At 48.3% G+C, this 26,690-nt stretch carries 19 protein-coding genes and 2 riboswitches; of the genes, 3 read left to right on the top strand and 16 right to left on the bottom strand.

Annotated features, from left to right (window positions below):
• Nucleotides 1–56 precede the first annotated feature (56 nt).
• Nucleotides 57–2,306: a catalase/peroxidase HPI gene (gene katG, locus K8U60_RS04485; protein WP_223635014.1), complete on the bottom strand. Its 2,250-nt coding sequence runs from the start codon at nt 2,304–2,306 to the stop codon at nt 57–59.
• A 485-nt stretch (nt 2,307–2,791) separates the two neighbouring features.
• On the opposite strand from katG, the gene msrB reads away from it, so the two are divergent.
• A complete protein-coding gene (gene msrB / locus K8U60_RS04480) occupies nt 2,792–3,928 on the top strand; it encodes a peptide-methionine (R)-S-oxide reductase MsrB (protein WP_223635011.1) in 1,137 nt (378 codons plus the stop codon).
• A 635-nt stretch (nt 3,929–4,563) separates the two neighbouring features.
• Here msrB and metH read toward each other — a convergent pair.
• The 3 genes from metH to K8U60_RS04465 all read right to left on the bottom strand — a co-directional run bounded on the left by metH (nt 4,564) and on the right by K8U60_RS04465 (nt 11,033).
• Nucleotides 4,564–8,001, bottom strand: a complete 3,438-nt coding sequence (metH, locus tag K8U60_RS04475; RefSeq protein WP_223635008.1) for a methionine synthase — start codon at nt 7,999–8,001, stop codon at nt 4,564–4,566.
• Nucleotides 7,982–9,841 carry a bifunctional homocysteine S-methyltransferase/methylenetetrahydrofolate reductase gene (locus tag K8U60_RS04470; protein WP_223635005.1) on the bottom strand — a complete coding sequence of 620 codons (1,860 nt, stop codon included), beginning with the start codon at nt 9,839–9,841 and terminating at the stop codon, nt 7,982–7,984. Before K8U60_RS04470 ends, metH begins: the two co-directional genes overlap by 20 nt.
• A gap of 72 nt (nt 9,842–9,913) precedes the next feature.
• Nucleotides 9,914–10,018: riboswitch (SAM riboswitch) on the bottom strand.
• 265 nt (nt 10,019–10,283) lie between these two features.
• Complete coding sequence (locus K8U60_RS04465) at nt 10,284–11,033, bottom strand: DUF6920 family protein (RefSeq protein ID WP_223635003.1); 750 nt, start codon at nt 11,031–11,033, stop codon at nt 10,284–10,286.
• Between the two features lie 140 nt (nt 11,034–11,173).
• Here K8U60_RS04465 and K8U60_RS04460 point away from each other — a divergent pair, with 140 nt between their 5' ends.
• Together K8U60_RS04460 and K8U60_RS04455 are read left to right on the top strand one after the other, a co-directional pair.
• Nucleotides 11,174–11,719 (top strand): PadR family transcriptional regulator, encoded by a 546-nt coding sequence (locus K8U60_RS04460; protein ID WP_223635001.1) that lies wholly within the window; start codon nt 11,174–11,176, stop codon nt 11,717–11,719.
• A gap of 12 nt (nt 11,720–11,731) precedes the next feature.
• On the top strand, nt 11,732–12,208 hold the full coding sequence (locus K8U60_RS04455) for a DUF4188 domain-containing protein (RefSeq protein ID WP_223634999.1): 477 nt from the start codon (nt 11,732–11,734) through the stop codon (nt 12,206–12,208).
• A 382-nt stretch (nt 12,209–12,590) separates the two neighbouring features.
• Here the strand turns inward: K8U60_RS04455 and K8U60_RS04450 are convergent, their stop codons facing one another.
• From K8U60_RS04450 to K8U60_RS04395, 12 genes are all read right to left on the bottom strand, one after another.
• On the bottom strand, nt 12,591–13,178 hold the full coding sequence (locus tag K8U60_RS04450; protein ID WP_223634997.1) for a hypothetical protein: 588 nt from the start codon (nt 13,176–13,178) through the stop codon (nt 12,591–12,593).
• Between the two features lie 89 nt (nt 13,179–13,267).
• Nucleotides 13,268–14,470, bottom strand: coding sequence for an MFS transporter (locus tag K8U60_RS04445; RefSeq protein WP_223635998.1), 1,203 nt, complete (start codon nt 14,468–14,470; stop codon nt 13,268–13,270).
• A 207-nt stretch (nt 14,471–14,677) separates the two neighbouring features.
• The gene (locus tag K8U60_RS04440) at nt 14,678–15,907 is read right to left on the bottom strand and encodes a threonine synthase (protein WP_223634995.1); all 1,230 of its coding nucleotides are present in this window, start codon (nt 15,905–15,907) and stop codon (nt 14,678–14,680) included.
• Nucleotides 15,908–15,991: 84 nt separating this feature from the next.
• Nucleotides 15,992–17,707 (bottom strand): assimilatory sulfite reductase (NADPH) hemoprotein subunit, encoded by a 1,716-nt coding sequence (cysI, locus tag K8U60_RS04435; protein WP_223634992.1) that lies wholly within the window; start codon nt 17,705–17,707, stop codon nt 15,992–15,994.
• A 32-nt stretch (nt 17,708–17,739) separates the two neighbouring features.
• Nucleotides 17,740–19,581, bottom strand: a complete 1,842-nt coding sequence (locus tag K8U60_RS04430) for an assimilatory sulfite reductase (NADPH) flavoprotein subunit (protein WP_223634990.1) — start codon at nt 19,579–19,581, stop codon at nt 17,740–17,742.
• Nucleotides 19,582–19,860: 279 nt separating this feature from the next.
• The gene (locus K8U60_RS04425) at nt 19,861–20,670 is read right to left on the bottom strand and encodes a uroporphyrinogen-III synthase (RefSeq protein ID WP_223634986.1); all 810 of its coding nucleotides are present in this window, start codon (nt 20,668–20,670) and stop codon (nt 19,861–19,863) included.
• Nucleotides 20,671–20,692: 22 nt separating this feature from the next.
• Nucleotides 20,693–21,445, bottom strand: a complete 753-nt coding sequence (locus K8U60_RS04420; RefSeq protein WP_223634982.1) for a sirohydrochlorin chelatase — start codon at nt 21,443–21,445, stop codon at nt 20,693–20,695.
• Between the two features lie 12 nt (nt 21,446–21,457).
• Entirely contained in the window at nt 21,458–22,234 is a 777-nt protein-coding gene (gene cobA / locus K8U60_RS04415; RefSeq protein WP_223634980.1) for a uroporphyrinogen-III C-methyltransferase, read from the bottom strand.
• 86 nt (nt 22,235–22,320) lie between these two features.
• On the bottom strand, nt 22,321–23,034 hold the full coding sequence (locus tag K8U60_RS04410; RefSeq protein WP_223634978.1) for a phosphoadenylyl-sulfate reductase: 714 nt from the start codon (nt 23,032–23,034) through the stop codon (nt 22,321–22,323).
• A 185-nt stretch (nt 23,035–23,219) separates the two neighbouring features.
• A riboswitch (SAM riboswitch) is annotated at nt 23,220–23,336 on the bottom strand.
• A 135-nt stretch (nt 23,337–23,471) separates the two neighbouring features.
• Entirely contained in the window at nt 23,472–24,287 is an 816-nt protein-coding gene (gene cysQ, locus K8U60_RS04405; RefSeq protein ID WP_223634976.1) for a 3'(2'),5'-bisphosphate nucleotidase CysQ, read from the bottom strand.
• Nucleotides 24,287–24,889 (bottom strand): adenylyl-sulfate kinase, encoded by a 603-nt coding sequence (gene cysC, locus K8U60_RS04400; protein ID WP_223634974.1) that lies wholly within the window; start codon nt 24,887–24,889, stop codon nt 24,287–24,289. The genes cysQ and cysC overlap by 1 nt, the downstream gene beginning before the upstream one ends.
• Before the next feature lie 11 nt (nt 24,890–24,900).
• Complete coding sequence (locus tag K8U60_RS04395) at nt 24,901–26,679, bottom strand: SLC13 family permease (protein WP_223634972.1); 1,779 nt, start codon at nt 26,677–26,679, stop codon at nt 24,901–24,903.
• Between the last annotated feature and the right edge of the window lie 11 nt (nt 26,680–26,690).

The raw sequence follows: 26,690 nt of genomic DNA, 5'->3' as shown, positions 1-26,690 counted from the left end.
CCATTTTACTCAAAAAATCCTGGTCAGCGGCATGCGCTGACCAGGATTCCCTCTACTTATTTTTCTACGTTGAAACGATCGGCATTCATCACTTTGTTCCATGCTTTGATGAAATCGCGAACAAATTTTTCTTGGTTGTCGTCTTGTGCGTAAACTTCGGCAACTGCACGAAGAATCGCATTCGAGCCGAATACTAAGTCAAAACGTGTTGCTGTGTGGACAACTTCGCCTGTCACACGATCTTTGCCTTCGTATTTATTGAACTCCACTGGTGTCCATTCGATGTTCATATCCAATAAGTTAACGAAGAAATCGTTTGTCAGTACACCGACTTTGTCAGTGAAGATTCCCTCTGTCGCCCCTTGGTGATTTGCACCGAATGCGCGCATACCGCCGACTAACACAGTCATTTCTGGTGCAGTCAGGCCTAGCAGATTCGCTTTATCGAGCAGCATTTCTTCTGGGCTTGTAGCATATTCTTTCTTCTGGTAATTTCTGAAACCGTCTGAAATCGGCTCCAATACCTTAAAGCTTTCTGCATCGGTTTGTGCTTCAAGTGCATCTCCGCGGCCTTGAGTGAATGGTACCGGAATATCAAATCCAGCTGCTTTTATCGCTTGTTCAATAGCTGCATTTCCTCCCAGCACAATCAAGTCGGCGATGCTGATTTGATTGTCAGTGCTGGCTTTCAAGTGCTCGTAGAAATAAAGAACTTTTTCCAGTTCTTCCGGCTCATTTGCTTCCCACTCACGTTGAGGAGCGAATCGGATGCGTGCTCCGTTTGCGCCGCCGCGCTTGTCTGAATCACGGTATGTGCTGGCAGATGCCCAAGCTGTTTTCACCAGCTGCTGAGGATTCAATCCGCTTTCCAAAATTTTCGCTTTTAGCTCTTCCAATTCTTTGTCTTTCAATGTGCCTGGTGCTTCAGGTACCGGATCTTGCCAGATCAATATTTCTCCTGGAACTTCTGGTCCCCAGTAGCGCTCTATTGGTCCCATATCACGGTGCAGAAGTTTGAACCATGCACGGGCAAAAGCATCTTGAAACTCGTCCATGTTCTCATAATAGCGACGGGAAATCTTTTCATATGCCGGATCCATGCGAAGTGCCATGTCGGCTGTTGTCATCATCGTTTTCACTTTGATCGACGGATCTTCTGCATCTGGTGCCATCTGGTGTTCCGACAGATTTTTTGCCGTCCACTGGTATGCACCGGCAGGAGATTTCGTTAACTCCCACTCGTATCCAAACAATTGCTCGTAATAGCCATTATCCCATTTTGTCGGGTTGGCAGTCCAAGCGCCTTCGATACCACTTGAAATCGTATCGCGGCCTTTTCCGGAACCGTACGAGCTCTTCCAGCCAAGTCCAAGGTTCTCCATTACAGCCGCTTCCGGGTCGTCCCCTACATTGGAAGCATCTCCAGCTCCGTGAGCTTTACCGAAAGTATGTCCGCCTGCGATCAACGCAACGGTCTCCTCATCGTTCATTCCCATACGGCCAAAGGTTTCACGAATATCAAAAGCACTTGCAAGAGGATCAGGTTTGCCATTTGGTCCTTGTGGATCCACATAAATCAAGCCCATTACAACTGCAGCCAGAGGTTCTTCTAATTCGCGGTCTCCTGAATAACGGTTATCCGCTAACCATTCTTTTTCATTGCCCCAATAAACATCTTCTTCCGGTGCCCAAATGTCTTCGCGGCCTGCGCCGAATCCAAAAGTTTTGAAGCCCATCGACTCAAGTGCCACGTTGCCCGTTAATACCAGCAAATCGGCCCAGGAAATTTTGTTCCCGTATTTTTTCTTGATCGGCCACAGCAAACGGCGGGCCTTGTCCAAGTTGACGTTATCCGGCCAGCTGTTAAGCGGCGCAAATCGCTGGTTTCCAGTAGATCCGCCTCCGCGGCCATCTGTCGCCCGGTAAGTCCCTGCAGCATGCCATGACATACGGATGAATAATCCACCGTAATGGCCATAGTCAGCCGGCCACCATTCCTGGCTGTTGGTCATCAATTCGTGAAGATCCTGCTTTAATGCAGCATAATCCAACTTCTCAAACTCTGCTTTGTAATCAAACTCTTCCCCGAGAGGATTCGATTTCTTATCGTGCTGATGGAGAATATTCACATTCAGCATATTCGGCCACCAGTCTTTATTTTGCGTTTTCCCCGGTTTGTTCGATGTCGTAATCGCGCTGTCCTTGTGCCCACCTGTTTGGCTGCCGCCTGTTACTGGACATTGTGAATCCCCTGTCGCCGCCGTGTGGCGCTTTTTATCATTGTTGTCATGTACATTGTTTTCCATTTTCTAAATCCTCCTAATTAATAATGAAATTTTTTCTTTAACCATTATCGATGAGCGTCGCCTCTGAAGGACTATAATTCTTACATTAGAATTGTACTAAAGAAGAAGCAGATTGAACAGCGAAATGCGAGATGGCACGAGAAACGAAAAATCCTTGCAAAGTTTATCTTATATATCGATATGCTCCCTTTAAGGTCACCATCAGTGTGGTGAAGAACAAATTTACCAATGATACGTTTTGGCGAATCATAAATCCATTTTGTGACAACTGAGTTGAAATAGCCCTTCATTCCAAATCGCTTCAGTTCCTCTTTTTCAGCCATTCGATTAAACTGAAGATACAAATAGCAAGATAACGCTTCCATCAAATACTTTATACAAACTCATACACAATTTCCGACAAAATTTAAGCTGCCCTTGCCGCCGATAGATCAGACCCACCAGCATTGCGAACCTACTCAATGACGAAAGGCAGGAGCTCTCCTATGAAAAGAATTTCATTTTTAAGTTTTGTGATTTTATTGCTGCTGGTGCTTGCAGCCTGTTCATCCGGCAACGGGTATAATTCAGGCAGTGCCGCCACCGGCGAAGCAGCAGATACAAGCACGTCCAAGTTCCCGGATAATCCGAACACCGACCTCGAGTTCGATACCGACCAACTGGAGGATATCTGGTTGGCGGGCGGCTGTTTCTGGGGAGTCGAAGCCTATATGGCCCGGGTCTTCGGTGTCTATGATGTGACATCCGGCTACGCCAATGGCAATACCGAAAATCCGACCTACGAAGAAGTCATCCGTGAAAATACCGGACACGCCGAAACCGTCCATGTCCGCTACGATCCGGAACGCGTAGAGCTGGAGAAGCTGCTCGGCCATTACTTCATGATCATCGATCCGACGCTCCTGAACCAACAGGGCAATGACCGCGGCGAACAATACCGCACCGGCATCTATTATGAAAATGAAGCCGACCGGGCTGTCATCGACAACGTCGTGGCCGCTGAAAAAGAGCGTTACGACGATCCGATCGTCACTGAAGTCGAAGCGCTGGAGCATTATTACCTGGCAGAAGAATATCACCAGGATTACCTCGAAAAAAATCCGGACGGCTACTGCCATGTGGAGTTTGACACGCTGGAAGGCCAAGATATAGAGGAAGGCGCCCAACTGATCGACCCGGCACTTTATCCGAAACCGAGCGACGAAGAACTGAAAGCAAAGTTGACGGACATTCAATATGAAGTGACCCAGGAAGATGCGACCGAACCCGCTTTCTCCAATGAATACGACGGCTTTTACGAGCCGGGCATCTACGTGGACATCACAACCGGAGAACCGCTTTTCTCTTCTGCGGATAAATATGATTCCGAAACAGGATGGCCAAGCTTCACCAAGCCGATCGATCCAGCTGTCGTGACCGAGCACGATGACGGACTGCTGTTCATGAAACGGACTGAAATCCGCAGCCGTGCCGGCGACAGCCACCTCGGACATGTCTTCAACGACGGTCCCGCGGATAAAGGCGGACTGCGCTATTGCATGAACAGTGCAGCCCTGCTGTTTATCCCGGAAGCGGAAATGGAAGCAGAAGGTTATGGCTTTTTGCTGGATAAAGTGAATTGATTTATCATGCCGAAAAGGCAGTCAGCTGACTGCCTTTTTTTCATACGATTAAAAGCAAAAGCGGGAAATCAATGATTTCCCGCTGTTTTTGTTGTTGAGCAGCTAGTGACGCACCGGTTTTTCGAGGTGCTTTGGATAAAATTGCATAAAAGAGCTCTTTGTCGGGTCGGCAGATGCATTTTTTCTGCTGCAGATACCCGGATTTTTTATTTATGGGCGTTCAGATGGATTTGTGGTCGTTCGTAGAGATTTGTGGTCGTTCAAACGGATTTACAGTCGCTCAGACGGATTTACAGTCGTTCAAATGAATTTGCAGTCGTTCAGCCTAAACTCTCATGAAAAAACATGCACATGAACATGAATCCAAAAGCGAGCGGCGAGCTTCTCGAAATCAATGCTTGGGAGAAGTTTCTTCACAATAAGCAAAGGCGGGAAATCAACGATTTCCCGCTTTTGCTTATTTTTTTGTTTTCTTATTATCGGGGCTAAACGGCTGCCTTCGCTTTTCGCTATTGTCCAGCTACAGCGCCCAGCTCTTTGGGTCATAAGCCAACCCAGCGCCGTGGCAAAGAGCGCCACTCTGCTGGTCTGTCTTATGCCTGTCGGAGCTCAGCGGCCGTTTCCGCTTTTCTTCATTAATCCACAATAAAATATCGCGCATCCGGATGGGCGAAAACCATTGCCGATACTGATGCTTCCGGATCCATCATGTATTCTTCTGTCAGATGGACGCCGATGTCTTCCGGCTTGATGAGATTGAATAGTTTTGCCTGATCCTCGAGGTTCGGACAAGCCGGGTAGCCGAAGGAGAAGCGCTGCCCTTGGTATTTCGCTGCAAAACGATCGCGCATCGAGAAATCCGTTGCGTCCGGGAAGCCCCATTGGTCGCGGATTTCCTGGTGGATGCGTTCGGCAAAGCCTTCAGCCAATTCCAACGCTGTCGCTTGGAGGGCATGGCTTTCCAGGAATTTTCCTTGTTCTTTTAAACGCGTCGCTTCGTCGCGGACACCGAATCCTGCAGTCACCTGCATAAAGGCTACGTAATCCATTTCTCCGCTGTTCACCGATTTCAGGTAATCGGACAGGCACAAGAATGGCGGAGCCGATTGGCGTGGGAACGTGAAGCGCTCGATTTCCGTTTTGGCATCTTTTGGATCATAGATGACGACATCGTCGCCGTCGCTTTGAGCCGGGAAAAACTGATAAAGGCCGGATGGCTTCAACAACCCGGAACTCAGGAAGTTGGTGGCCATTTCATGCAGCTGCACAGCACGCGGATCGCCCTGCGCCAAGGTTTTATCGCTATAACCTTTCAGCCCGAGGTGATGGCCGATCAAGGTGCGCATATTGACATATGGATACAGATGCGCCACCGAATAATCCTTCAGCACATGGCGCCGTAAGTCATTTGGTACAAAGACAGGTACATCTTCGCGGACCGTCTTGACCGGCTTCTCGGCAACTGCCACAGCCGGTTTGGCTGCGCGCACCGCTTCAGAAGCCTGGCGTTTTTCCTGTTGGGCATCCAATTCCAGCAAGAGCTCGGCTTTGCCTGCACCGCTTTGCAGGCGGTTGGCCAGGTCCAGCCCTTGCATGGCGTCTTTCGCGTAAATAACCGGTCCGTCGTATTCCGCTGAAATCTTGGTTTCGGTAAAGCGTCGTGACAACGCCGCACCTCCTACCAGAATCGGCACATCAATGCCCGCTTCCTTGAAATCCTGCGCGGTGATGACCATCTGCTTCGCTGACTTGACCAGCAAGCCTGACAAGCCAATCATATCCGGCTTTTCTTTCCGGATGACTTCGATCAATGTCGCCGGCGACACTTTTATGCCGACATCGATTACTTTAAAGCCGTTATTGCTCAAGATGATCTCAACCAGGTTTTTGCCGATGTCATGGACATCGCCTTTCACCGTAGCCAGTACGATCTTCCCTTTTCCGGAGTCGTCTTCTTTCTTCTCCATGAATTGTTCGAGGAATGAAACCGCCGCTTTCATGACGCCGGCACTTTGCAGCACTTCGGCGACAATCAATTGGTTGTCGTTGAACAACCGGCCAACTTCGGCCATTCCTTTCATCAAGGGTCCATTGATGACATCCAGCGGTTCATCATACATTTCCAGCGCCTTTTCCAAATCCGGAATCAGGCCTTCTTTTGTTCCTTCTATAATATAATAAGCCAAACGGTCAGGTACCGTTTTCGGGATGTCGTCTTCAGTCTTCTCTTTTTTCTTGTCGCGGTAGAAAGCCGTAAAATCAGCCAAAGTTTGGTCTGTCGTCGTAAACAGCAATTCATTGGCCATATCGATCTCCTGTTTTGGAATCGATGCATAGCGCTCCAGTTTTTCCGTGTTGACGATGGCGTAATCCAAGCCTGCCTGCGTGCAATGGTATAGATAGACCGCATTCAACACTTCACGACCCACCGGCGGCAAACCGAATGATACGTTGCTGACACCCAGGATGGTTAAAGCGCGCGGCATTTTTTCTTTGATCAGGCGGATTCCTTCGATGGTTTCCACAGCCGATCCGATATACTGCTGATCTCCTGTACCGACCGGGAATACCAGCGGATCGAAAATGATATCTTCCGGTGCCAGCCCCCATTTATTGACCAATAAATCATACGAACGTTGGGCAATTTCCAGTTTCCGCTCACGCGTAACCGCCATGCCCGGCTCATCGATTGTTCCGACGACAACTGCTGCGCCGTATTTTTTCACAAGCGGCATCACCGCATCAAAACGCTCTTCCCCATCTTCAAGGTTGATCGAGTTGATGATGGCTTTCCCTTGCGAATATTTCAGCGCCACTTCGATGACTTCTTCATCAGTGGAGTCGATGACCAGCGGCACTTTGACTTTTTTGACGACTTCTTTCATGAAATTGGTCATGTCTTCCACTTCGTCGCGGTCCGGGTTTGCCAGACAGATATCGATGACGTGCGCACCATTCTTCACTTGTGCACGGGCGATTTCAGATGCCTCTTCAAACTGGCCATCAATGATCAGCCGTTTAAATTTGCGGGAACCGATGACGTTCGTCCGCTCTCCGATGAAAAGGGGACGCATGGTCTCATCGTATTGCAAGGCTTCAATGCCCGACACGACATGGCCATGATCGACACGATCCGGTTTTCTTGGTGCCAGGCCTTCCATGGCTTCACGGACTGCCTTGATATGTGCAGGCGTTGTTCCGCAACAGCCGCCCACTACATTCAACCAGCCTTTATCGGCAAAGCCCCGCAGTTTTTTCGCAAGGGATTCCGGCGTTTCGTGGTAATGCCCGTCTTCGTCCGGCAGACCCGCGTTCGGGTAACAACTGACGTAGCCGTCCGACAGCTCGGACAGCGAACGGATATGGTCCGTCATGAATTCCGGTCCGGTGGCACAATTCAAGCCGACCGATAACGGTTTAACGTGTTCAATCGAGATATAAAACGCTTCAATGCTTTGGCCCGCAAGTGTCGTGCCCATCGGTTCGATGGTTCCCGACACCATGATCGGCAATTCGATTCCGGTTTCTTCAAAGGCTTGTTTGATGCCGATCGTCGCAGCTTTGACATTCAGCATGTCCTGGCTCGTCTCTAAAAGGATCAAGTCCGCTCCGCCTTCAATCAATGCCTTGGCTTGCACATAAAAGTTTTCCAGCATTTCATCGAATGTGACACCGCCAGTCACCGACAATGTTTTCGTCGTCGGCCCAATAGCACCGGCCACAAAACGCGGCCATTCCGGCGTTGAAAAAGCAGCAGCCGCTTTTTTGGCAATTTCCACTCCGAGCCGGTTGATTTCTGCTGCCTGGTTGCCGATCCCATACTCATCCAACACGATCGGCGTTCCACCGAACGTATTGGTGCAAAGAATATCAGCTCCCGCTTCCAGATAAGCTGTATGAATCTCTTCAATAACCTCCGGACGGACAATATTCAAATATTCGTTGCAGCCGTCGAATTCATCGCCACCAAAATCTTCAGCGGAAAGATCCGCGTTTTGGATCATCGTTCCCATAGCTCCGTCGATGATCAATATTCTTTTTTCCAGTTGTTGTTCAATAAGATGTTTGGACATGGCTGGCATCGCTCTCTTTCTGTTGATCTAGTTGTCTGATATAACGAATCAATTCCACGGTCATGTCGTAACGGACAAACGGCGTGATCAGGTAGATGCCATGGAATAGCTCCGCCGCCGTATCGATCAATTCTTTCGCAATCTGGACGCCTTCCGCAGTAGCGCGGTCTTTATCTTCCCCGCAGGCGCGCATGCGTTCCAGTGCATCATCCGATAGTTTGATGCCCGGCACTTCATTGTGCAGGAATTCGGCACTGCGGATGCTGGTCAACGGCATCACCCCGATAAAGATCGGAGACTCCAGATGTTTGGTCGCTTCGTGGATTTCTACGATTTTCTCTTTTGTATAGACTGGCTGCGAAATGAAATAATCCGCACCACTTTCAATTTTCTTATCAAGTCTTGCCACTGCCCGGTCCAGTACGCGGACATTCGGATTGAATGCCGCCGCTACCGAAAAGTTGGCTTTTTTCCGCAACGGCTTACCGGAAAATGAAATGCCTTCATTGAGCTTTTTGATCAGCTGGATCAATTCCATGCTCGACACGTCATAGACGCTGGTCGCTCCCGGAAAATCACCGACTTTGGTCGGATCTCCCGTCACGGCGAGTATATCATGGATTCCGAGCGCATCGAGCCCCATCAAATGCGATTGCAGACCGATCAGGTTGCGGTCGCGGCAGGTGATGTGGGCAAGTGCCCGAATATCCTGCTTATGCTTGAGGATCGATCCCATCGCCATATTGCTGATGCGCGGCGATGCCAGTGAATTGTCCGCCATCGTTATGGCGTCCACTCCGGCATCGTTCAAAGCGGCAGAGCCCTCCAGGAATTTGGTGGTATCCAAATGGCGCGGTGTATCCAATTCCACGATGATGGTCCGTTCCGTTTTGGCTTTTTCATGGAGCGGCTTGACTTCCAGTGCTTCTGCTTCACGGATGACAATCGGTTTTCTTTCAGTGACTTCCTTATGGACGATCGGCGGCAAATTACCAAGATGCTTTTTCACCGCTTCAATATGCTTCGGCGTCGTGCCGCAGCAGCCGCCGATCAATCGGACACCTTCTTCTCTCAATAACAAAGCAGCGCGTCCGAAATAATCCGCTTCCGATTCATAGACGATCCGTCCATCTTCCACATCCAGCAGGCTGGCATTCGGATAAGCAGACAGGAACGCTTTTTCAGGCAAGGTGACTTCATCAAAAGCCTGAATGGTATGGTGCGGCCCAAGACGGCAGTTGACGCCGACAATATCGGCTCCGAGCGTCTCCAATTGATGCAGTGCGTCATTCAAGGACATGCCGTTTTGCAGAATCCCCGGATCGTGCATGGAAACTTGTGCAATCAGCGGTGTATCAGTGATTCCTTTCAGGTGCTTGACCGTTTCCGCGAGTTCTTCGAAATCGTAATAAGTTTCCAGCAATAAGCCATCAGGATTTCCGGCAAGCAAATGGCTTGCCTGCTGATCGACCATCGCAATGATTTCCTGCAATGTGGCATCGCTTTTGCGGATTCCGCGTATGCCCCCGATAGTCCCGAATACAAATTGGCCGCCGGGTGCTGCCGCACGTTTGGCGATGTCAATTGCCGCTCTATTGATATCCGCGACCTGTTCTTCCAGACCGTAGCGCGCAAGCTTGGCTGCGTTCGCTCCGTATGTGTTGGTCTGGATGATGTCCGCTCCGGCTTTAATGTAATCCTGGTGAATCTTCTCGATCACTTCCGGCCGCTGCAAATTCAATTCCTCGTTGCAATACTCGATGCCGTACGAATACAGCAAGGTTCCCATGGCTCCATCAGCCGTCAAAATCCTGGTCTTTAATTCGTCTAATAACCCCATCCTCTTCAACCTCCTATATATACAAAAAAAGCCTTCATGAAAAAGAAGGCTTTACGATATCAAACTCGTTCCTTTTCATCTGCCAGACAATGACTTGCCTGCTGGATTTAGCACCTGACCTTTCGGCTGGTTGCTGAAGTTTCATCGGGCCAGTCCCTCAACTTCTCTTGATAAGAATTCACTATTCTGTTTTAAGTATTCTAGATATGGTACCTGTATCTGATGGGCAGGTCAAGGCGATCTGTCAAAAAACAATGAAATTTCTGTGATTTTTTTCACAATCCTTAAATAAATCGAAAAAAACAGCTTCCCGCACCTTTTTCTCCTAAAAAAAGGCTTCAAAATTCCGGGCTGGATCTGTATAAAAAAGGAAAATTTCCACGTTCTTTGCGTTCACCTAGAATATGTTTTCATATTCATTTCGAATTTCTCACTGATGGATTCAAGGATTGAACTGGAAATCGTGCGCCTGAAATTTATACCAGGTGAACGTTCCTTCTGCCAGCTCCCAGCTGATCTCCATGTCCACCGGCACCTTCAATGCACCCACCTGTTTGTGTTCGTTGATGGTCCCTATGCACAGCAACGGACGCGCATCTTCTCCATTTTCTTTATAGCGCCAGGCCTCCACTTTCAGCAGCTCGTAATGCTCATCGAAGAAGTAAGTGGCGGAACCGGTCAGACCGCCATAATTCATGGTTGCCGTTGCACAATACGCATTCACTTCCTGCCAGGAAATGAACGGACTGAGCGCAGCGGACGGATACCAAGACAGCTCCATCAAGTAGCGCTGCAAAGCCGATTCATTCGTCTTTTCGTTGTCGACTGATCTGGAAATTGGCAGAATCCCGGCAAGTTTGATGCGCATATCCGCCTTGCCTTCCTGAAAGCTGTCTTTGCCCGTCACGACCAGGCCTTTCCCCATTTTCATCTTCACGGACCAACGAAAAGCAGGTGGATCCGTGAAGCTGATTTGTTCCGCTTCGGAGGCGGTCCATTTTTTCTGTTCGGGTTTCAATTTCATCATTCCCGATTGTTTGAGCTTCACGGAATCGATTTTTTCATGGCCGACCGCCCCAATTGCTGTAAGCCAATTCTGTACGGCCAATGGAAGTGATCCAGTCATTTCCGCTGTAAGTTTGTCCCGAGCCGCAAAGCCGGCTTCTATTTTCTGCGTTCCTTTTCCCTTCATTACGACCACCCCTTTTACTTGCTATACCTGTTCTTTTAACAAATAAATCTTATTGATGATAATTTATAGACAAACAAACGAAAAAAGAGTATTTTTATATCAATTAGATATGTATCAAAAAGATAGTTGGAGGTGGGTGGATGCCAAAAGAAAACCATACTCAATATGCCATACTGGGACTCTTGACCACGGAATGCCGCACGGGTTATTCGATTAAACAAATGATTGATACCAGCTTGACTCACTTTTGGAAAATCAGTTATGGACAAATTTATCCCACGTTGAAATTGTTGGTGGAAAAAGGTTATGCGTCCGTCGAAGATCAGGCCCAGGATGGCAAGCCCGATAAAAAGGAATACACAATCACCGCTGAAGGCGAATACGTTCTTAAAGAATGGATTCAACAGCCTATTCAGCAGCTCCCGACTGAAAAGAATGAATTGCTGCTGAAGCTTTTTTTCAGCCGGAATCTGGATGTTCAAGACACACTCGACCATTTGGATGCTTATCGCGATAAGCTTACTGACCGCTACAACATTTATCTCGGAATCCAAGAAATGATCAGCACACAGTTGACCGGTCAGCCCGATGCTCCTTTTTGGCTGATCACTTTGGACTATGGATTGCGGACGACACAAGCTGCTATTGACTGGTGCGAAGAAACAAAAAGAACATTACGTTCTTGAGGAGGAAAAATAATGAGCGCAAACGTTTTTCCCGGAAGATTCACTGCTGAAAGCCACGAGGGAATCGTTGTCTTTGTCATCGGAATGCGAATCAACAAATGGAGAGCTGTGCATAAATGGCTTCCCGTTATGGCAGCCATGCCCCCAATGATCAAAGAGCTGGCCATCCACAAAGAACTGGGCTGCCTGTCTTCTGAAAGTTTTTTCAAACCGCCGCTCACTTTTATGGTTCAATATTGGCAGTCAGAAGAAGAGTTGAATGCCTATTCAAAAGGCCAGAAACATTTGCCTGCCTGGAAAACTTTCAACCAAAAAGCAAGAAACAATGATGCTGTCGGCATCTATCATGAAACCTATCTCATCTCCCCTGGCCAATCAGAATCGATTTACGTCAATATGCCTGAATTCGGTTTAGCGAAAGCCCTTGGCAAAAAAGACATCACTCCAGTCAATTCCTCCGCCCGCAAACGGCTGAACAAGCAAGAATAACCATCGTTATTTCCTGTACTCACTACCAGCAAAAGATGGAGCTTGCGGCTTCAATCAAAAAGAGAAGCTCGCTAATTAGATTTTAAAAAAAGTAGTCTTTACAAACCTTGTAAACCCTTCAATTAAGGATCCGGAGCGCAAGGCGGCGACTCCTGCGGGAACAGCGAAGTGCCGAAATCCACTCGGGCGCTAGTCCGAGTTAGTTCGGCGCGAGCCCGCGGAAAGCGTCCGCCTGGAGCGCAGGATCCAGTAGATGAGTATTCATTCTTTAATTGACCTAAGTATTCTTTCATCTAAAAAAACCTGTCAGGAAGGATTCTTCCTGACAGGTTTTCAACTTAAATATACCAGCCCAACTTCAAATTTCATGAAGCTCCTTCAATCAAAAAAGACTCTGTAATTCCTTTACTGGCAGTAAATCAGGCTGGCCATTGTAGCTGACGAACTCGATTTCCCCGATACGCATGCCTGCATTGTATTCTCCGATGATGGTATCCAGCAGAATAAAAGAGGCAGAGATGAACTCATCTTCGTTTTCTTCTGTAAAGCCTTTTATGTACAGAATCAGGTTGACTTCATCGCTATTGCTTTCTTTTTCGAATGTACAGAAGATATCATCCCATGCCAGTTCAATATCGCCATATTCAATGGAAACTTCTTCGTCCTGTTTTTGCCGAAAGGCGATGATGTCAAAAGAATCGAGCTCAGGTGCCTGTCCGACTAAATCGATGACATCGTCAAAGGCCTCCACCATGCCATCCGCACTGATGACGAATTCCCGCTTCCCATCCACCAGAATCTCACTGAGTTCAAAAGCCAAATGCCGGTTAACCTTCTGCAACTTCTTTTCCAATTGGCTGAAAAGTTTCCCTCGTCCAGAATCACCCAATTCAAAGAAAGCTTCTTTATTGTCTGCAAACCATTCCCAGAAAGCTGCTACCTTATTTTTTCTCTTCGGCAACCAATTCATTCCGCTATCCCCTTTGCATCCAGCAATTATATTAGTTCTATCATAATCATAATTATCAAAAAATGATAGTACTTTTTATCCACAAAAACCTACTTTTCGCTTCTTCCCGCTGTTTCATATAGGCTGAATTTCACCATGGAGACTATGCCTAATGCAGGACCAATACTCAGCAAAATAAATACCCATTCCCACCCGATCAAGCTTTGCACAACAGGAATCAAGTTGATCGAAAAAATTGTAATCAAAAATCCGATGCACATCTGGAACGTCAAAGCTGTCCCCAGGTAAGGCGTCTCCGCAAATTCCGTCACCGCTGCTGAAAACTGAGCCGAATCGGAAATCACGAACATTCCCCAAATGACTGCCACGAGAAGGGTCAACCAGAAGGCCTGCCCGAACGTAAAGCCGATGATGATGGAGCAGCTGCCACTGATCAGTAAAGAAAGAATGGTCAGACGCGACCTTCCTAAACTGTCTGCGGCCATCCCGCCCAAAACACAGCCGACTGCTCCGGCAATTCCAATTGACACAAACGAGGCTAACGAAATAATTTCCGGGCTGACCTGGGAAGAGCTGCTGGCGAAACTGGCCGCAAGAAATACAGGGAGCCACGTCCACATCGCATACAATTCCCACATATGGCCGAAATACCCGTAATTCGCCAGCATGACCGGTTTATTGAGCAGCACTTGTTTTATTAGTTTAAAAGAAAAAATTGTCTTTTGCGGTGAAGTTGGTGCGTCTTTTACCACCCAGTTCATAATGCCTGCTGCAGCCAGCGCCAGCAGAGAGCTGACGACGATGACCAGCTTCCAGTCCACAGAAGAAAAAAGAAGACTGATGAAATGGGGCAAGGACGAGCCCAAAGTCAGTGCTGCGATCAAAATCCCAAGCGCCAGTCCTCTTTTTGAGGGGAACCATTGAGAAAGCAATTTGACAGCTGTCGGATAAACGCCAGCAAGCGTCACTCCGGTCATTATCCTCAAGGCAATTCCGATCATGGCACTGTCTGCAACGATCAACAGGCCATTGATCAGCGCACCCGCTAATGCGGAAAGCGCAAACACTCTTCGGGCATTAAAGCGATCTGCTATCCCGAAAGAAACACTGATCAATGTACCGATGATAAAGCCGGCCGGAACCGATGCCGATAACCACGCCTCTGTCAGTACGGTGAGATTCCAAAGCTCCCTCAACTCCGCCCCTGTGACGCTCGCACTGAACCATAGACTCAATGCGAAAAGTTCTGCTATGGCAATCCACATTAAAGCCGTCCATTTCCCCTTGCCCATCATCATTCTCCTTCCGCAAACTAAAACAGTCCTTCTTTTCTCCTAATCATAGAATAGTAAAAGAAAATATGATAGCTGTTAAAGAAAACAGCATCCCACCTACGAAAATCGCCTTCTGCAAAAAAAAACCTTTCATCAGTTGAATGTTCTGATGAAAGGCTTGGAAATTATGATTTTCGCTCTATTGTATGCTATACCGATTAATCCTCAGCTTTTAGCTATCGCCTCTTTTGTAATCGATTCTCCTATTTCCAAAGTCGGCACATCAATGTTCACTGTATCCGGGTATTTGATGCCTGCTCCGGTATTCAACGCGACAACCGTTTCGCCGTCTTTGATCCAGCTCTGTTTTCGCAACTCACGGATTGCCACAAAAACCGCCGCACCTTCCGGACAAATGAAGGACCCTTCCAGGCGAGCAATTTTTGCCTGTTCGGCAAGCATGGCTTGATCATCTACTGCAATGGCACAGCCTTTTGTCTTATAGATGGCATCCAATACCAGAAAATCGCCCAGCGCTTTTGGCACGTTGATTCCAAAAGCCTGCGTGCTGGAATTTGTCCAGAATTCGGACTCGTTCTTCTTTTCTTCCCAGGCTTTCACAATCGGCGCACAACCTGTTGCTTGAACGGCTACAAGGCGCGGCAAATCACCTTTGACCCACCCTAATTTCTTAAGTTCATTGAGGGCTTTATAGATGCCGATCAAGCCGACACCGCCGCCTGTCGGATAAAGGATGACGTCCGGCATTTCCCAGTCCATCTGCTCAGCGATTTCCAATCCCATCGTTTTCTTGCCTTCAATCCGGTAAGGTTCCTTTAAAGTCGAGGCATCGTAAAAGCCAAAATCCTTTACAGCCTGCCCGACGATTTTCCCGGCATCGCTGATCAAGCCGTTAACCAGGTAGAGATTAGCACCCGACAATGCCACTTCGTTGCGGGTGATTTTCGGTGCATCCTGCGGCATGACGATGGTCGATCGGATGCCGGCTTTCGCGCCGTAAAGCGCCCAGGCAGCACCCGCGTTGCCGTTTGTCGGCATCGCGAACTCCTTGACGCCGACTTCTTTAGCTTTCGAAATTCCCACTGCCGCTCCCCTGGCTTTGAATGTGCCGGTTGGAATCAGCCCTTCATCTTTCATATAGAGGCTTTCTACATCCATATCCTTGCCAAGGGTCGGCATCGCGATCAAAGGCGTCATGCCTTCGCCTTGTGATACGACGTTCGCTTCGTCTTCCACTGGCAGCATTTCATGATATCTCCATAAGGTCGGTTTCCTTTTCAACAACTCTTCCGGACTCAAAGCGGCTTTCAATTCATCCCAATGGTAATCCACCAGTAACGGCGAACCGCATGTACATAATTGATGCTGCTGTTCTGTATCGTATGTAGCCTCGCATTTTGGGCAGTAAAGATGGGAAACGTAACTGTACTTCAAATTGAACACTCCTCTCCCGTTGATTTTCCTGACAACAATAGCCCGGAAATCACCCCCGGGCTATTGAATGGATCTTATTTGATTTCAGCTATGGAAATTGAGGCCAGATGTGACCGGCGCCACATAACCGGCACGGATGACGAAATCACCGAAATGTTCGTTTTCCGCGCGCTCTTTGGCGAATTGGAAGAAAATCGGCTTGAGTGTCGCTAAAATCTCTTCTTCTCCGATATTCTCGCGGTACATTTTGTTCAGGCGGTCGCCTGCAAAGCCCGCACCCAAATACATATTGTATTTGCCAGGTGCTTTGCCGATAAAACCGATTTCCCCAAGTGCAGGGCGTGAACAGCTATTCGGGCAGCCCGACATGCGGATGATGATTTCCTCATCACGCAGACCAGCTTCGTCCAGCGTATCTTCGATTTTGCTGATCAGCACCGGCAAGTACCGCTCCGCCTCGGCCATTGCCAAACCACAAGTCGGCAACGCCACACATGCCATCGAGTTCTGGCGCAGCGCTGAATTTTCTTTGCCGTCGGTCAAGCCATATTTCTCAACCAAGGCATCGATTTTCTCTTTATTTGTTGCCGTAACATTGCTGATGATCAAGTTCTGGTTGGCAGTCAGGCGGAATTCCCCCGTGTGGACATGGGCAATTTCGCGAAGTCCTGTCATCAATGGGTAGCCATCAAAATCTTTGACACGGCCGTTCTCGATGAATAACGTCAAATGCCATTTCCCGTCGCTTTCAATCCAGCCATAGCGGTCGCCGTTGCGGTCGAATTGGAACGGTCGCTCTTGTTCAATCTCCCAGCCCAGACGCGTGTTCAGTTCATTTCTGATCCAATCAAGGCCCAGTCTGTCGACAGTGTATTTGAAACGGGCATTTTTCCGGTCCGTCCGGTTGCCGTAGTCACGCTGAATCGTAAGAATTTTTTCACCGACTTCATTGACTTTGTCCGGCGGGCAGAATCCAATGACACGCGCCAATTGCGGATACGTATTCGTGTCGCCATGTGTCATACCCATGCCACCACCGACTGTCACGTTGAAGCCCTGCAGCTTGCCGTCTTTCAAGATGGCAATAAATCCAAGATCCTGCGAATAGATATCGACATCATTGGCAGGCGGAATCGCGAAACCGATTTTGAATTTCCGCGGCAAATAATAGCGCCCGTACATCGGTTCCACTTCTTCTGCTTCATTGCTGTCGACAACTTTTTCTTCGTCCAGCCAAATTTCATGATAAGCTCTTGTTTTTGGTAACAGGTGTTCACTTAACTCACGGGAAATGTCATAAACTTCTCCGTGGACATCCGACTGATATGGATTGGATGTCGACATGACATTCCGGTTAACGTCTCCGCAGGCGGCAATCGTGTCCATCAAAGCATGATTCATTTCCTGGATGGTACTCTTCATATTCCATTTCAGGATGCCATGCATTTGGAACGTCTGGCGTGTCGTCAGCTTCAACGTGCCGTTGCCGTGCGTGTTGGCCAGATTGTCCATCGTCAGCCATTGATGCGGCGTTGCCACACCTGCCGGCAACCGGACGCGGATCATGAATTGGTAAGCAGGTTCAAGCTTCTGCTGCGCACGTTCGTTGCGGATATCCCGGTCATCCTGCATATAGCTGCCGTGGAATTTCAACAGCTTGGTGTCTTCATCCGGAATCGAAGCCGTCAGGCGCTCCGCAAAGCTTTCTTCAATATTGCCCCGTAAATAATTGGTTCTATCTTTAATGACCTCCATTTCACTTGGAGTGCCTTCTATGTCAGTCAACTCTTTAATTTTCATGATAAGCCCCTTTCAATGTTGAGCGGTTCTGCTTAATAAACATCGCGCAAATAACGTTTGTCGCTGCGCATCGAAGTCAGATATTCTTCCGCTTGTTCCGCGCTCATATTGCCTTCCTGCTCCAAAATGGCCGCTAGCGTAGCATGGACATCTTTGGCCATGTATTTTTCATCGCCGCAGATATAGACATTCGCGCCGGCTTCCAGCCATTGATACACTTCCTGGCTTTTTTCCATCAAACGGTGCTGCACATAAATCTTTTCAGCCGTATCACGGGAAAAGGCAACATCCATTTTTGTCAGAACGCCATCCTTCAGCCATCTTTGCCATTCGGTCTGGTAAAGGAAATCGGTGACGAAATGCTGTTCACCGAAGAACAGCCATGCGTCTCCCTGAGCATCCGTTTCTTCGCGTTCTTCCATAAAGGCACGATAAGGGGCGACTCCTGTTCCGGCACCGATCATGATGATCGGCGTTTCCGGATTTTCAGGCAAGCGGAAATTGTTATTGCTTTGGATGAAGACAGGCAAGCTTGCGCCGGCTTCTGAGCGTTCTGCGCATTGTGTCGAGCAGACGCCTGTCCGTTTCCGCCCATTCGCTTCATAACGCAAAGCCCCTACAGTCAGATGCACTTCATCCGGATTTGCTTTGGAACTGCTGGCAATCGAATACAGGCGAACCGGTATTTTGCGCAGTATTTTAATGAATTCAGCAGCAGGCGTTTGCCACGGACCGAAATCTTCCGTTAAGTCGATCAGGTCTCTTCCATAGATATAAGCCTGCAGCTGTTCTTTGTTTTCGGGCTCCAATAGATCGGCCAAAGCATTGCCTTCTGCAAAAGCTGCCGCTTTTTCAAGCAAAGGTTTTGATAGACTCGTGATTTCAAAAGTAGTGATCAAAGCGTCGCGCAGGGAGCTTGTATCGCCCTGCTTATTGATGGATACCGGTTCATCCGGATTCCATCCTGCTGCAGCGATCAATTGGTCAACCAGCTGATCTTCGTTTTCAGGAACGATCCCCAAACTGTCACCCGGCTCATATTGCAGGCCCGAGCCTTCCAAATCCAGTTCCAGGTGGCGGGTTTCCTTATTCGAACCACGGCCATTCAAGTTGATATTCTCCAAAACTTCCGCGTTGAACGGATTGCTGCGGGAATAAGCCGGCTGTTCAGCCGGTGCAGTTTGCTGCGTACCCGAAGCAGCCGTTGGAGCGCCCGGACGATCTGTTTCTCTGTCTTTATTCAGGACACTGAAAACACCGTCAAACCATTCTTCTGCCGGTTCTTCAAAGTCCAGATCGGCATCCACGCGTGCGTGGATCCGGTTGGCACCCAATTCCTCCAGGCGCTTATCAAAATCTTTGCCTGTCTGGCAGAAAAACTCATAAGAGCTGTCGCCAAGAGCCAGCACCGAGAAACGGACATCTTCGAGCTTAGGCGCCCGCTTGCTATATAGGAAATCATAGAGGGCAAGGGCATTATCGGGCGGGTGGCCATCCCCATGCGTACTGGTGATGATCAGCAAATCTTCGACTTTCTTCAAGTCTTTCGGTTTAAACTCATCCATTGGCGTAAGCTTCACCTGGTAATCTTTGTCCTGCAATTTTTTCGAAACCTCTTTAGCGACCGATTCACAGTTGCCTGTGTGGGATCCGACCAAGATGGTGATTTCACGGGTAGCGGCAGGTGCGCCGCCTTGCTGGGCGTACCATTCCAATCCCGGTTGTTCCTGTACGGCCACTGTAGCGGCTGACTGGGACCCAGCCAGATAGCCGTTCAGCCAAATTTTCTGATTGTCGGTCAGCATCGGCAATAAGCGATTGATAAGCTCTACCTGTTCCTGATCGAATGGACTGTTCATTGTCTGCAATTGCAAATTGTTTCACCTCGAAATTCGTTTATTTTTTGTAATTAATTCACAATAAGAAGCGTTGTGTTGAAGAAATCGCTACGGGTGTATGCTTTCCGGGGGGCTTGCGCCGAACTAACTCGGGCTGCTGCCCGAGTGGATTTCGGAGCTTCGCTGCTCCCCCAGGAGTCAACCCCCTTCGCTCTTTCTTCTAAGAGTTGTGCAGTTAGAAACAAATATAAGATAAATTGCTGTTTACTTAATTAAGAGATGAAGCAAACACTCATCAATCTATGGTGTCTACCTTCACACAGGCTGCTGGCGGTAATGATGGTCAATCGCTACAATCATCGCCCCCATCTTTTGGTGTTCAGGCTGCAGCACTTGTTTGATGCCATTGCTTTCGAGTTCCTTGGCGGTGACTTTGCCGACAGCTACTGCCAGCACCTGGTCATTGAAAGCCTTGATCAGCTGCGTGCTTTGAGCTGGGTCAGCGAATATATTCCTGACTTGCGTTTTACTGGTGAAGACAATGGCATCCAAGGACTGTTCGATAATGGATTGCTTCAACTGGTCCACTACGAGAGCGTCTGGTTTTTCGTAGGAATAAGGGCGGGATAAGTAGACGGTATGGCCATTTTCTTCCAATATGCTTTTCAGCTTATCATCGTCCTGGTCATAGGCCTGCAAGAAGATCCGCTGTGGGCTTTTGCCTTTATACTCTTCATCTAACGCTGCTAATAGATTGTCCATTGTTCCATCTTCTGAAACATGGATCGGCTCCAGACCATGTTCTTTGATCCATTTCATCGTTTTGCTGCCGCGAACGGCCAGTTTTGTTTCCTTCAGCTTATCGAGATAACGTGATTGCAGACCGATGTTTTCAGCTGAATCCGTTAATGTTCGTGCTCCGATGCCGGTTGTGAAGATGGCCCAGTCAAAAGATTCGGCTAAAAAATCCGTGATGTTCTGTGCGCTGATGTCTTCGTTTAGCCTCTGCCTTCCCTGAATCGGGAGAATGACAGGAGTGCCGGACTGCTTTTCAATGAGCAGGCTGATTTCTTTTGCGGCACGTACGGCTGCCACACCTATTTTCTTTCCGGCCAATCCATTCATATCCAATCTCTCCTTCCGTCGTTCACCATGCCGGCTGCTGCTCGTTTTGCAGCGCTTCAAGCACACGTTCTGCGAGGGCATCCACCATAGATGGATGATCGCCTAAATATCCACATAAGATAATCTGCTGTTCGTATGACGACAATCCGTTGATTTTCTTCTGCATTGATTTCACCAGAAGTCCGGTGAACCATAAATAAGGGACTACGAAAATCTGTTTGCTGCCCGAATTGATGGAAGCTTGCAATCCTTCATCAAATGACGGGGCAGCTGCGGCCAAATAACAGACGTCTACGTTCGGTACATTTGCTTTCACTGCCAGTTTCGCAGCAATTTCTTCAACCGAACGAGTGATTTCCGAACTTTTCCCGCCTCTTCCGACCAGTAGAATCTTCGCTTCAGGCAAGCGGTGCACGCCCGTTTCCTGTAGACGTTCGGCTAAAATCTCTACGAGCCGGTCCTGCACGCCCAGCGGTTTTCCATACGTAAAGCGGATGTCGGGATAGCGCAATACTGATTTTTTGACTTCATCCGGAATATCTTCGTAATAATGTCCGGCACTCAACAGCAGAACTGGAACGACGGCAATCGCTGTAGCGCCCTGTTCGACTAGACTGTCGATCCCTTCGCCAATATCCGGACTAGCCAACTCCAAAAAGCAGGTTTCATGTAGAGCCACATCAACTTTTAAATGAACCTGCTCCATAAACGCCATCGCTTCCTGGCGCGTTTCCTTTACACGGCTTCCGTGGCTTACATATAATACAGCCTGCATGTCATCATCTCCTTATCCAACATGGGCGGCAAGCTGGAATTGCTGTTCGTCCTGCAGCTGCTCATACCATTGCAATTTGTCTCTCAGGCGGACCACTTCTCCCACAACGATCATCGATGGGTTCTCGAAATCCTTGGCGTTTCGGACAATGTCCTCAAGCGTTCCAGTAACGGTCCGCTGCCGTTCTGTCGTCCCCCATTCAATCAAGGCGATCGGTGTCGTCGGTTTCAATCCATGGCGCATCAAACGGCCGCAGATTTCCGGAAGCTTGCTGACGCCCATATAGATGCACAATGTATCCATACTTTTAACGACATGTTCCCAGTATTCATCCTGATCGACGCCGACTTTGCTGACCCCTGAAATAAAAGCTACGGACGAACTGTAATCGCGGTGGGTGACCGGGATTCCTGCATAGGCTGGCGCCGCGATCCCCGCTGTGATTCCCGGAACAATTTCAAACGGAATATTATGGTCCACCAGTGCTTCCGCTTCTTCTCCACCTCTCCCAAAAACAAAAGGGTCGCCGCCTTTCAGGCGTGTTACGATTTTTCCTTGCAGCGCAAACCGGCACAGCAGCTCGTTGATTTCTTCCTGTTTCAATGAATGGTTATCGGGTTTTTTGCCGCAATAGATCAATTGGGCATGTTCTTTCGCTTCGTCCAGCAATTCCTGGTTTATCAAGCGATCATAAAGGATGACATCGGCCTTCTGAATGGCCTTCAACCCTTTCACTGTAATCAAATCAAGGTCGCCTGGACCTGCACCAACTAAATAAACTTTTTTCATAAGCTTCCTAGACTCCTTTTTTTAACCAGAGAAACGAAGATTCCGCCATTTTCTGATCGTTGATTTCCATCATCCTGCTGGCCACATTATGTATGCAGGCCACATTCAGTTTTCGCAAAACCTTTCCATCTTCCGTCGCGGCTGTCTCCATCCGTTGTCACGGCAAACGAACAGTGCTTGCAGCCGATGCTTGGATAACCTTCGTCGTGCAAAATATTATATTCAAGGCCGTTCAATTGGATATACTGCCAAACATCGTCCCATGTCCAGTGGATCAGCGGGCAAACCTTAACGGATTTGAAACGGTTGTCTTTATTGATGAAATCCGTTTTGCTGCGGCTTGCCGACTGCTCTCTTCTGAGGCCGGAAATCCAGGCCTGTGCGCCGGAAAGGGTCTGTTCAAGCGGTTTGACTTTGCGGATATCGCAGCATTTATCCGGCTGGCTGTTCCACAGTTCATCGCCGAACTGGCTGGCTTGCTCCTCCAGCGTCAATTCCGGTTTTTTCATGCGGATGTTCAATTTCGGGTAGCGTTTCTTGACCCGCTCAATCAATTCATAGGTTTGGTCGAAGTGGACGTCGGTGTCCAGGAACACCACTTCCGCATCGCTTTTCACCTTGGAAATAAGATCGATCAATACCATGCCCTCCGCTCCGAAGCTGCAGGCATAGACAATATTCTCTCCATAGGAATCATAGGCCCATTCCAGAATATCAGCGGCACCTTTCAGCGTATCGGTCGGTGCCAGGTCCTTAAATGGATCTCCAGTAAATTGCTCGTACGAAACAGCGTGGCTCATCCTAACTTCCTCCTTCAAACTAACCTTGTATTTTGTACTCCTTCTTTATCTATTAAATAAGAGATGAAGAAATCGCTCCAGGTGGACAATCCAATGAATTTCCCACCAAAAAATATAAATAAAAACCCTCTCTTCCAATAGAACAAGAAGAGAGGGAGCCAATGCGCAATTGCAGCAAGCCTGTCTTCTTATCTTCCAGATCCGTTCGGGACCTGCTGGAATTGGCACATTATCCCCAGTCAAAGACTAAAGCTGTTGCCGAGGCTTCAAAGGGCCAGTCCCTCCACCTCTCATGATAAGAAATACCTTATAAGTTTACTAGGTTTTATGATTTGTCTAAATACTAAAGCAATAAAAGATAACTGTCAATAAAACTCTGAAAATATCATTTATTTACTCGGGTTATTTTTCTTTCTTCATTTCTCGGCTCTTCGAAATCATGAGTTCTTCCCTGATGCCAAAAACCAGCCATTTGTGAGGCTTTCCTGGTTATAGGAAAACCGGCTTTGATCTTTGGCGCATTGCACGAGGCCGCCTGCCGCTTCGACAATCGCTTGTCCGGCAGCCGTATCCCATTCCATCGTCGGCGCAAAGCGCGGGTAATAATCCGCCTGCCCTTCGGCCACTAGACAAAATTTCAGAGAGCTACCAGCCGATACACGCTCAATCGATTGCCCTTCATTATTCAGCCGTTCAATAAATTCATGTGTTTCAGCCGACATATGGGAGCGGCTCGTGACGATCCGGGTTATATCCCCCGTTTTTTCAGCAGATAAGGAAATGCTTTTTTCGCGCAGTACATCAACGTTTTCAAACCTTTCAGCAGAAGCATCTTCCAATTTATAGGCGCCCTCATTGTCTTCACCAAAATAGAATACATCGGTCGCCGGCACATAAATAACGCCGAGAACAGGATAGTTTCCTTCTATTAATGCGATGTTGACTGTAAACTCGCCGTTCTGTTTGATGAATTCCTTGGTGCCGTCGAGTGGATCCACAAGCCAAAACCGCTTCCAGTTTTTCCGTTCTTCATAAGGAATTTCACTGCCCTCTTCGCTCAGCACCGGTATTTCCGGATAGGCGCTCTTCAGTCCTGCATCAATTACGCGGTGAGACCGCTGATCTGCAATCGTCAGCGGCGAATCGTCCGATTTTGCCTCAACAGTCAGTTCCTGTCCATAAACCGCCATGATTTCCCGGCCTGCGGAGAGGCTGATTTCGAGCAGTCGATTCAGGTCAATGCCACTTGCCATTAGCCCAAGTAGCCTGTTTTCTTCAAATAATCGATAATCACTTGAACCGATTCTTCCAGTGACTGCTTATCGGTTTCAATGACGATTTCAGGTTTCACCGGTTCTTCATAGGGTGCATCGATGCCGGTAAACCCTTTGATTTCTCCGGCTCTGGCTTTTTTATAAAGGCCTTTCGGATCGCGTGCTTCACAAGCGTCCACACTGCACTTCACATAAATTTCGATAAACTCATCTTCTTCAAGCAGCGCACGGACTTGATCGCGGTCTTCCTGATACGGAGAAATGAATGCGGTCAAAGTCAATACCCCGGCATCGCTCATCAGCTTTCCGACTTCACCGATCCGCCGGATATTTTCAGTGCGGTCTTCGGGACTGAATCCCAGGTTTTTATTCAACCCGTGGCGGACATTATCCCCATCCAATAGGTAGGTACGGATTCCAAGTGCGTGGATTTCTTTTTCCAAGGCAACGGATACCGTCGATTTCCCTGAGCCCGATAACCCCGTAAACCACAGGACCCCGCTTTTGTGATTATTCAATTTCTGTCTATCCTTTTTTGTAACACTCGATTCATGCCAAACGATATTCGTTGATTTGCTCATTTTTTCTCCTCCTAAAACCAGTAATAGTAGACGATTCCAATGGTAACCGACATGACTAGAATACTAAGGGGTGTCCCTACTTTGACGTAATCTGTGAATTTATAGCCACCCGGTCCATAGACGATCAAATTGGTCTGATAACCGATTGGCGTGATGAAACTGGCGGATGCGGAAATGGCGATAATGACGGCAAAGCCCATTGGGTCAAGCTGCAGATTGCTGGCCATTTCGATGCCGATTGGAATCATCAGGACCGCCGCCGCACTATTGGTGATCAATTCTGTAAAGATGCTGGTCAGCAGATACACTAAAATCAGAATGGCCAGCAGGCCGAATGGCTGGCCGATTGCCAACAGCCCGTCTGCCGCCCATTGTGCCAAACCCGTTTTGGTCATAGCTGCCCCAACTCCGAATGCACTGGCAATCAGCAGCAGTACATTAAACTGCACATCGTTTTTAGCGTCTTCCATTGAAATTGATTTGGTCACCAGCAAAATCAGCACTGCCAATGCCATGGCTTTGAACATGCTCAGCCAACCGACAACAACCAGGATAATGGCGCCCAGTAGCACCAGCAATGAAAACCACCCCACGAACCGGCTTTCCTGCAGGGATTTTGGGGTTTTCATGGAAGAGACGACATAAAAGTCATTGGACTGCTGATATTTTTCCACAAAACCCGTTCCGGCGAGCAGCAGCAGCGTATCGCCCGGCCGCAGAATGATATCGCCGACTTTGCTTTTGATGCGCTCATTATTGCGATGAACGGCCATAACACCGGCATCATAGCGTGAACGGAATTGGGATTGCTTGATGGTCTTCGACAGCAGCGAAGATTCATGGGAAACCACAGCTTCCGCAAGCTGTGTATTGCCGTTTTTCAGGTCTTCCAATTGAAGATCGGTTCCCGTCTTCAATGTCAGCCCTTTTCTTTTTTGCAAATCGGCAATGGTGGAAATAAGTCCTGTAAAAATCAGGCGATCTCCAGCTTGGATAACGGTTTTGGAACTGACCGATGAAATCCGGGCATGATCCCGAATGATTTCAATCAGGTACAGCCCCTTCAAATCACGAAGCTTCGCTTCTTCAACCGTTTGACCGGTATATGGAAACGCCTCTTCCACTCTCATTTCAGCGATGTATTTCCGGGAATCTTCAGCAACCTGCTTGCTGAACCCCTTATTTTCAGGCAACAGCATATTGCCGACGGTAAATAAATAGATTAAGCCGACAATGGTGATGGGAATGCCGACAATCGCCAATTGGAACAGCGAAAATCCTGGAAGCCCATAATCGATGAGCATGCCGTGAATAACTAGGTTCGTCGAGGTTCCCATCAAGGTGATGGTGCCTCCTAAAATCGTTACATACGATAAAGGAATCAGCACCTTGGATGGTGCAATATTCCTTTCTTCACACCATTTCTTCAATAAGGGCGTCAATGTCACAACGATCGGCGTATTATTCAAGAAAGCCGAAAATAGCGGGAGCGGAAGAAAAATACGGAACAATGATCCTTTCAGGCTCTTGCCCTTGTTCAGCCAGCCAATCATCATCTGGTCAATCAGGCCATGCTTTTGTACGGTACCGACAACGATGAACAATAAGGCAATGGTCAGCATTCCCGGATTGGAAAAGCCGCGCAATGCTTCTTCTGTCGTTAAAATTCCTGACAGCAGCAAAACCACCAATGCAGAGAACACGATCATATCCGGACGGGCAACTTCAAACAGCAAGGCACTGACCATAGCAACGATGACAATTAGCACAAAAATCATTTCGACTGACATGGGCAACCATC

Source organism: Planococcus circulans (genome assembly GCF_020023385.1).
Taxonomy (GTDB): Bacteria; Bacillota; Bacilli; order Bacillales_A; family Planococcaceae; genus Planococcus.
The sequence above is the reverse complement of the archived record's forward strand: the minus strand, read 5'-3'. Positions and strand labels throughout refer to the sequence as shown.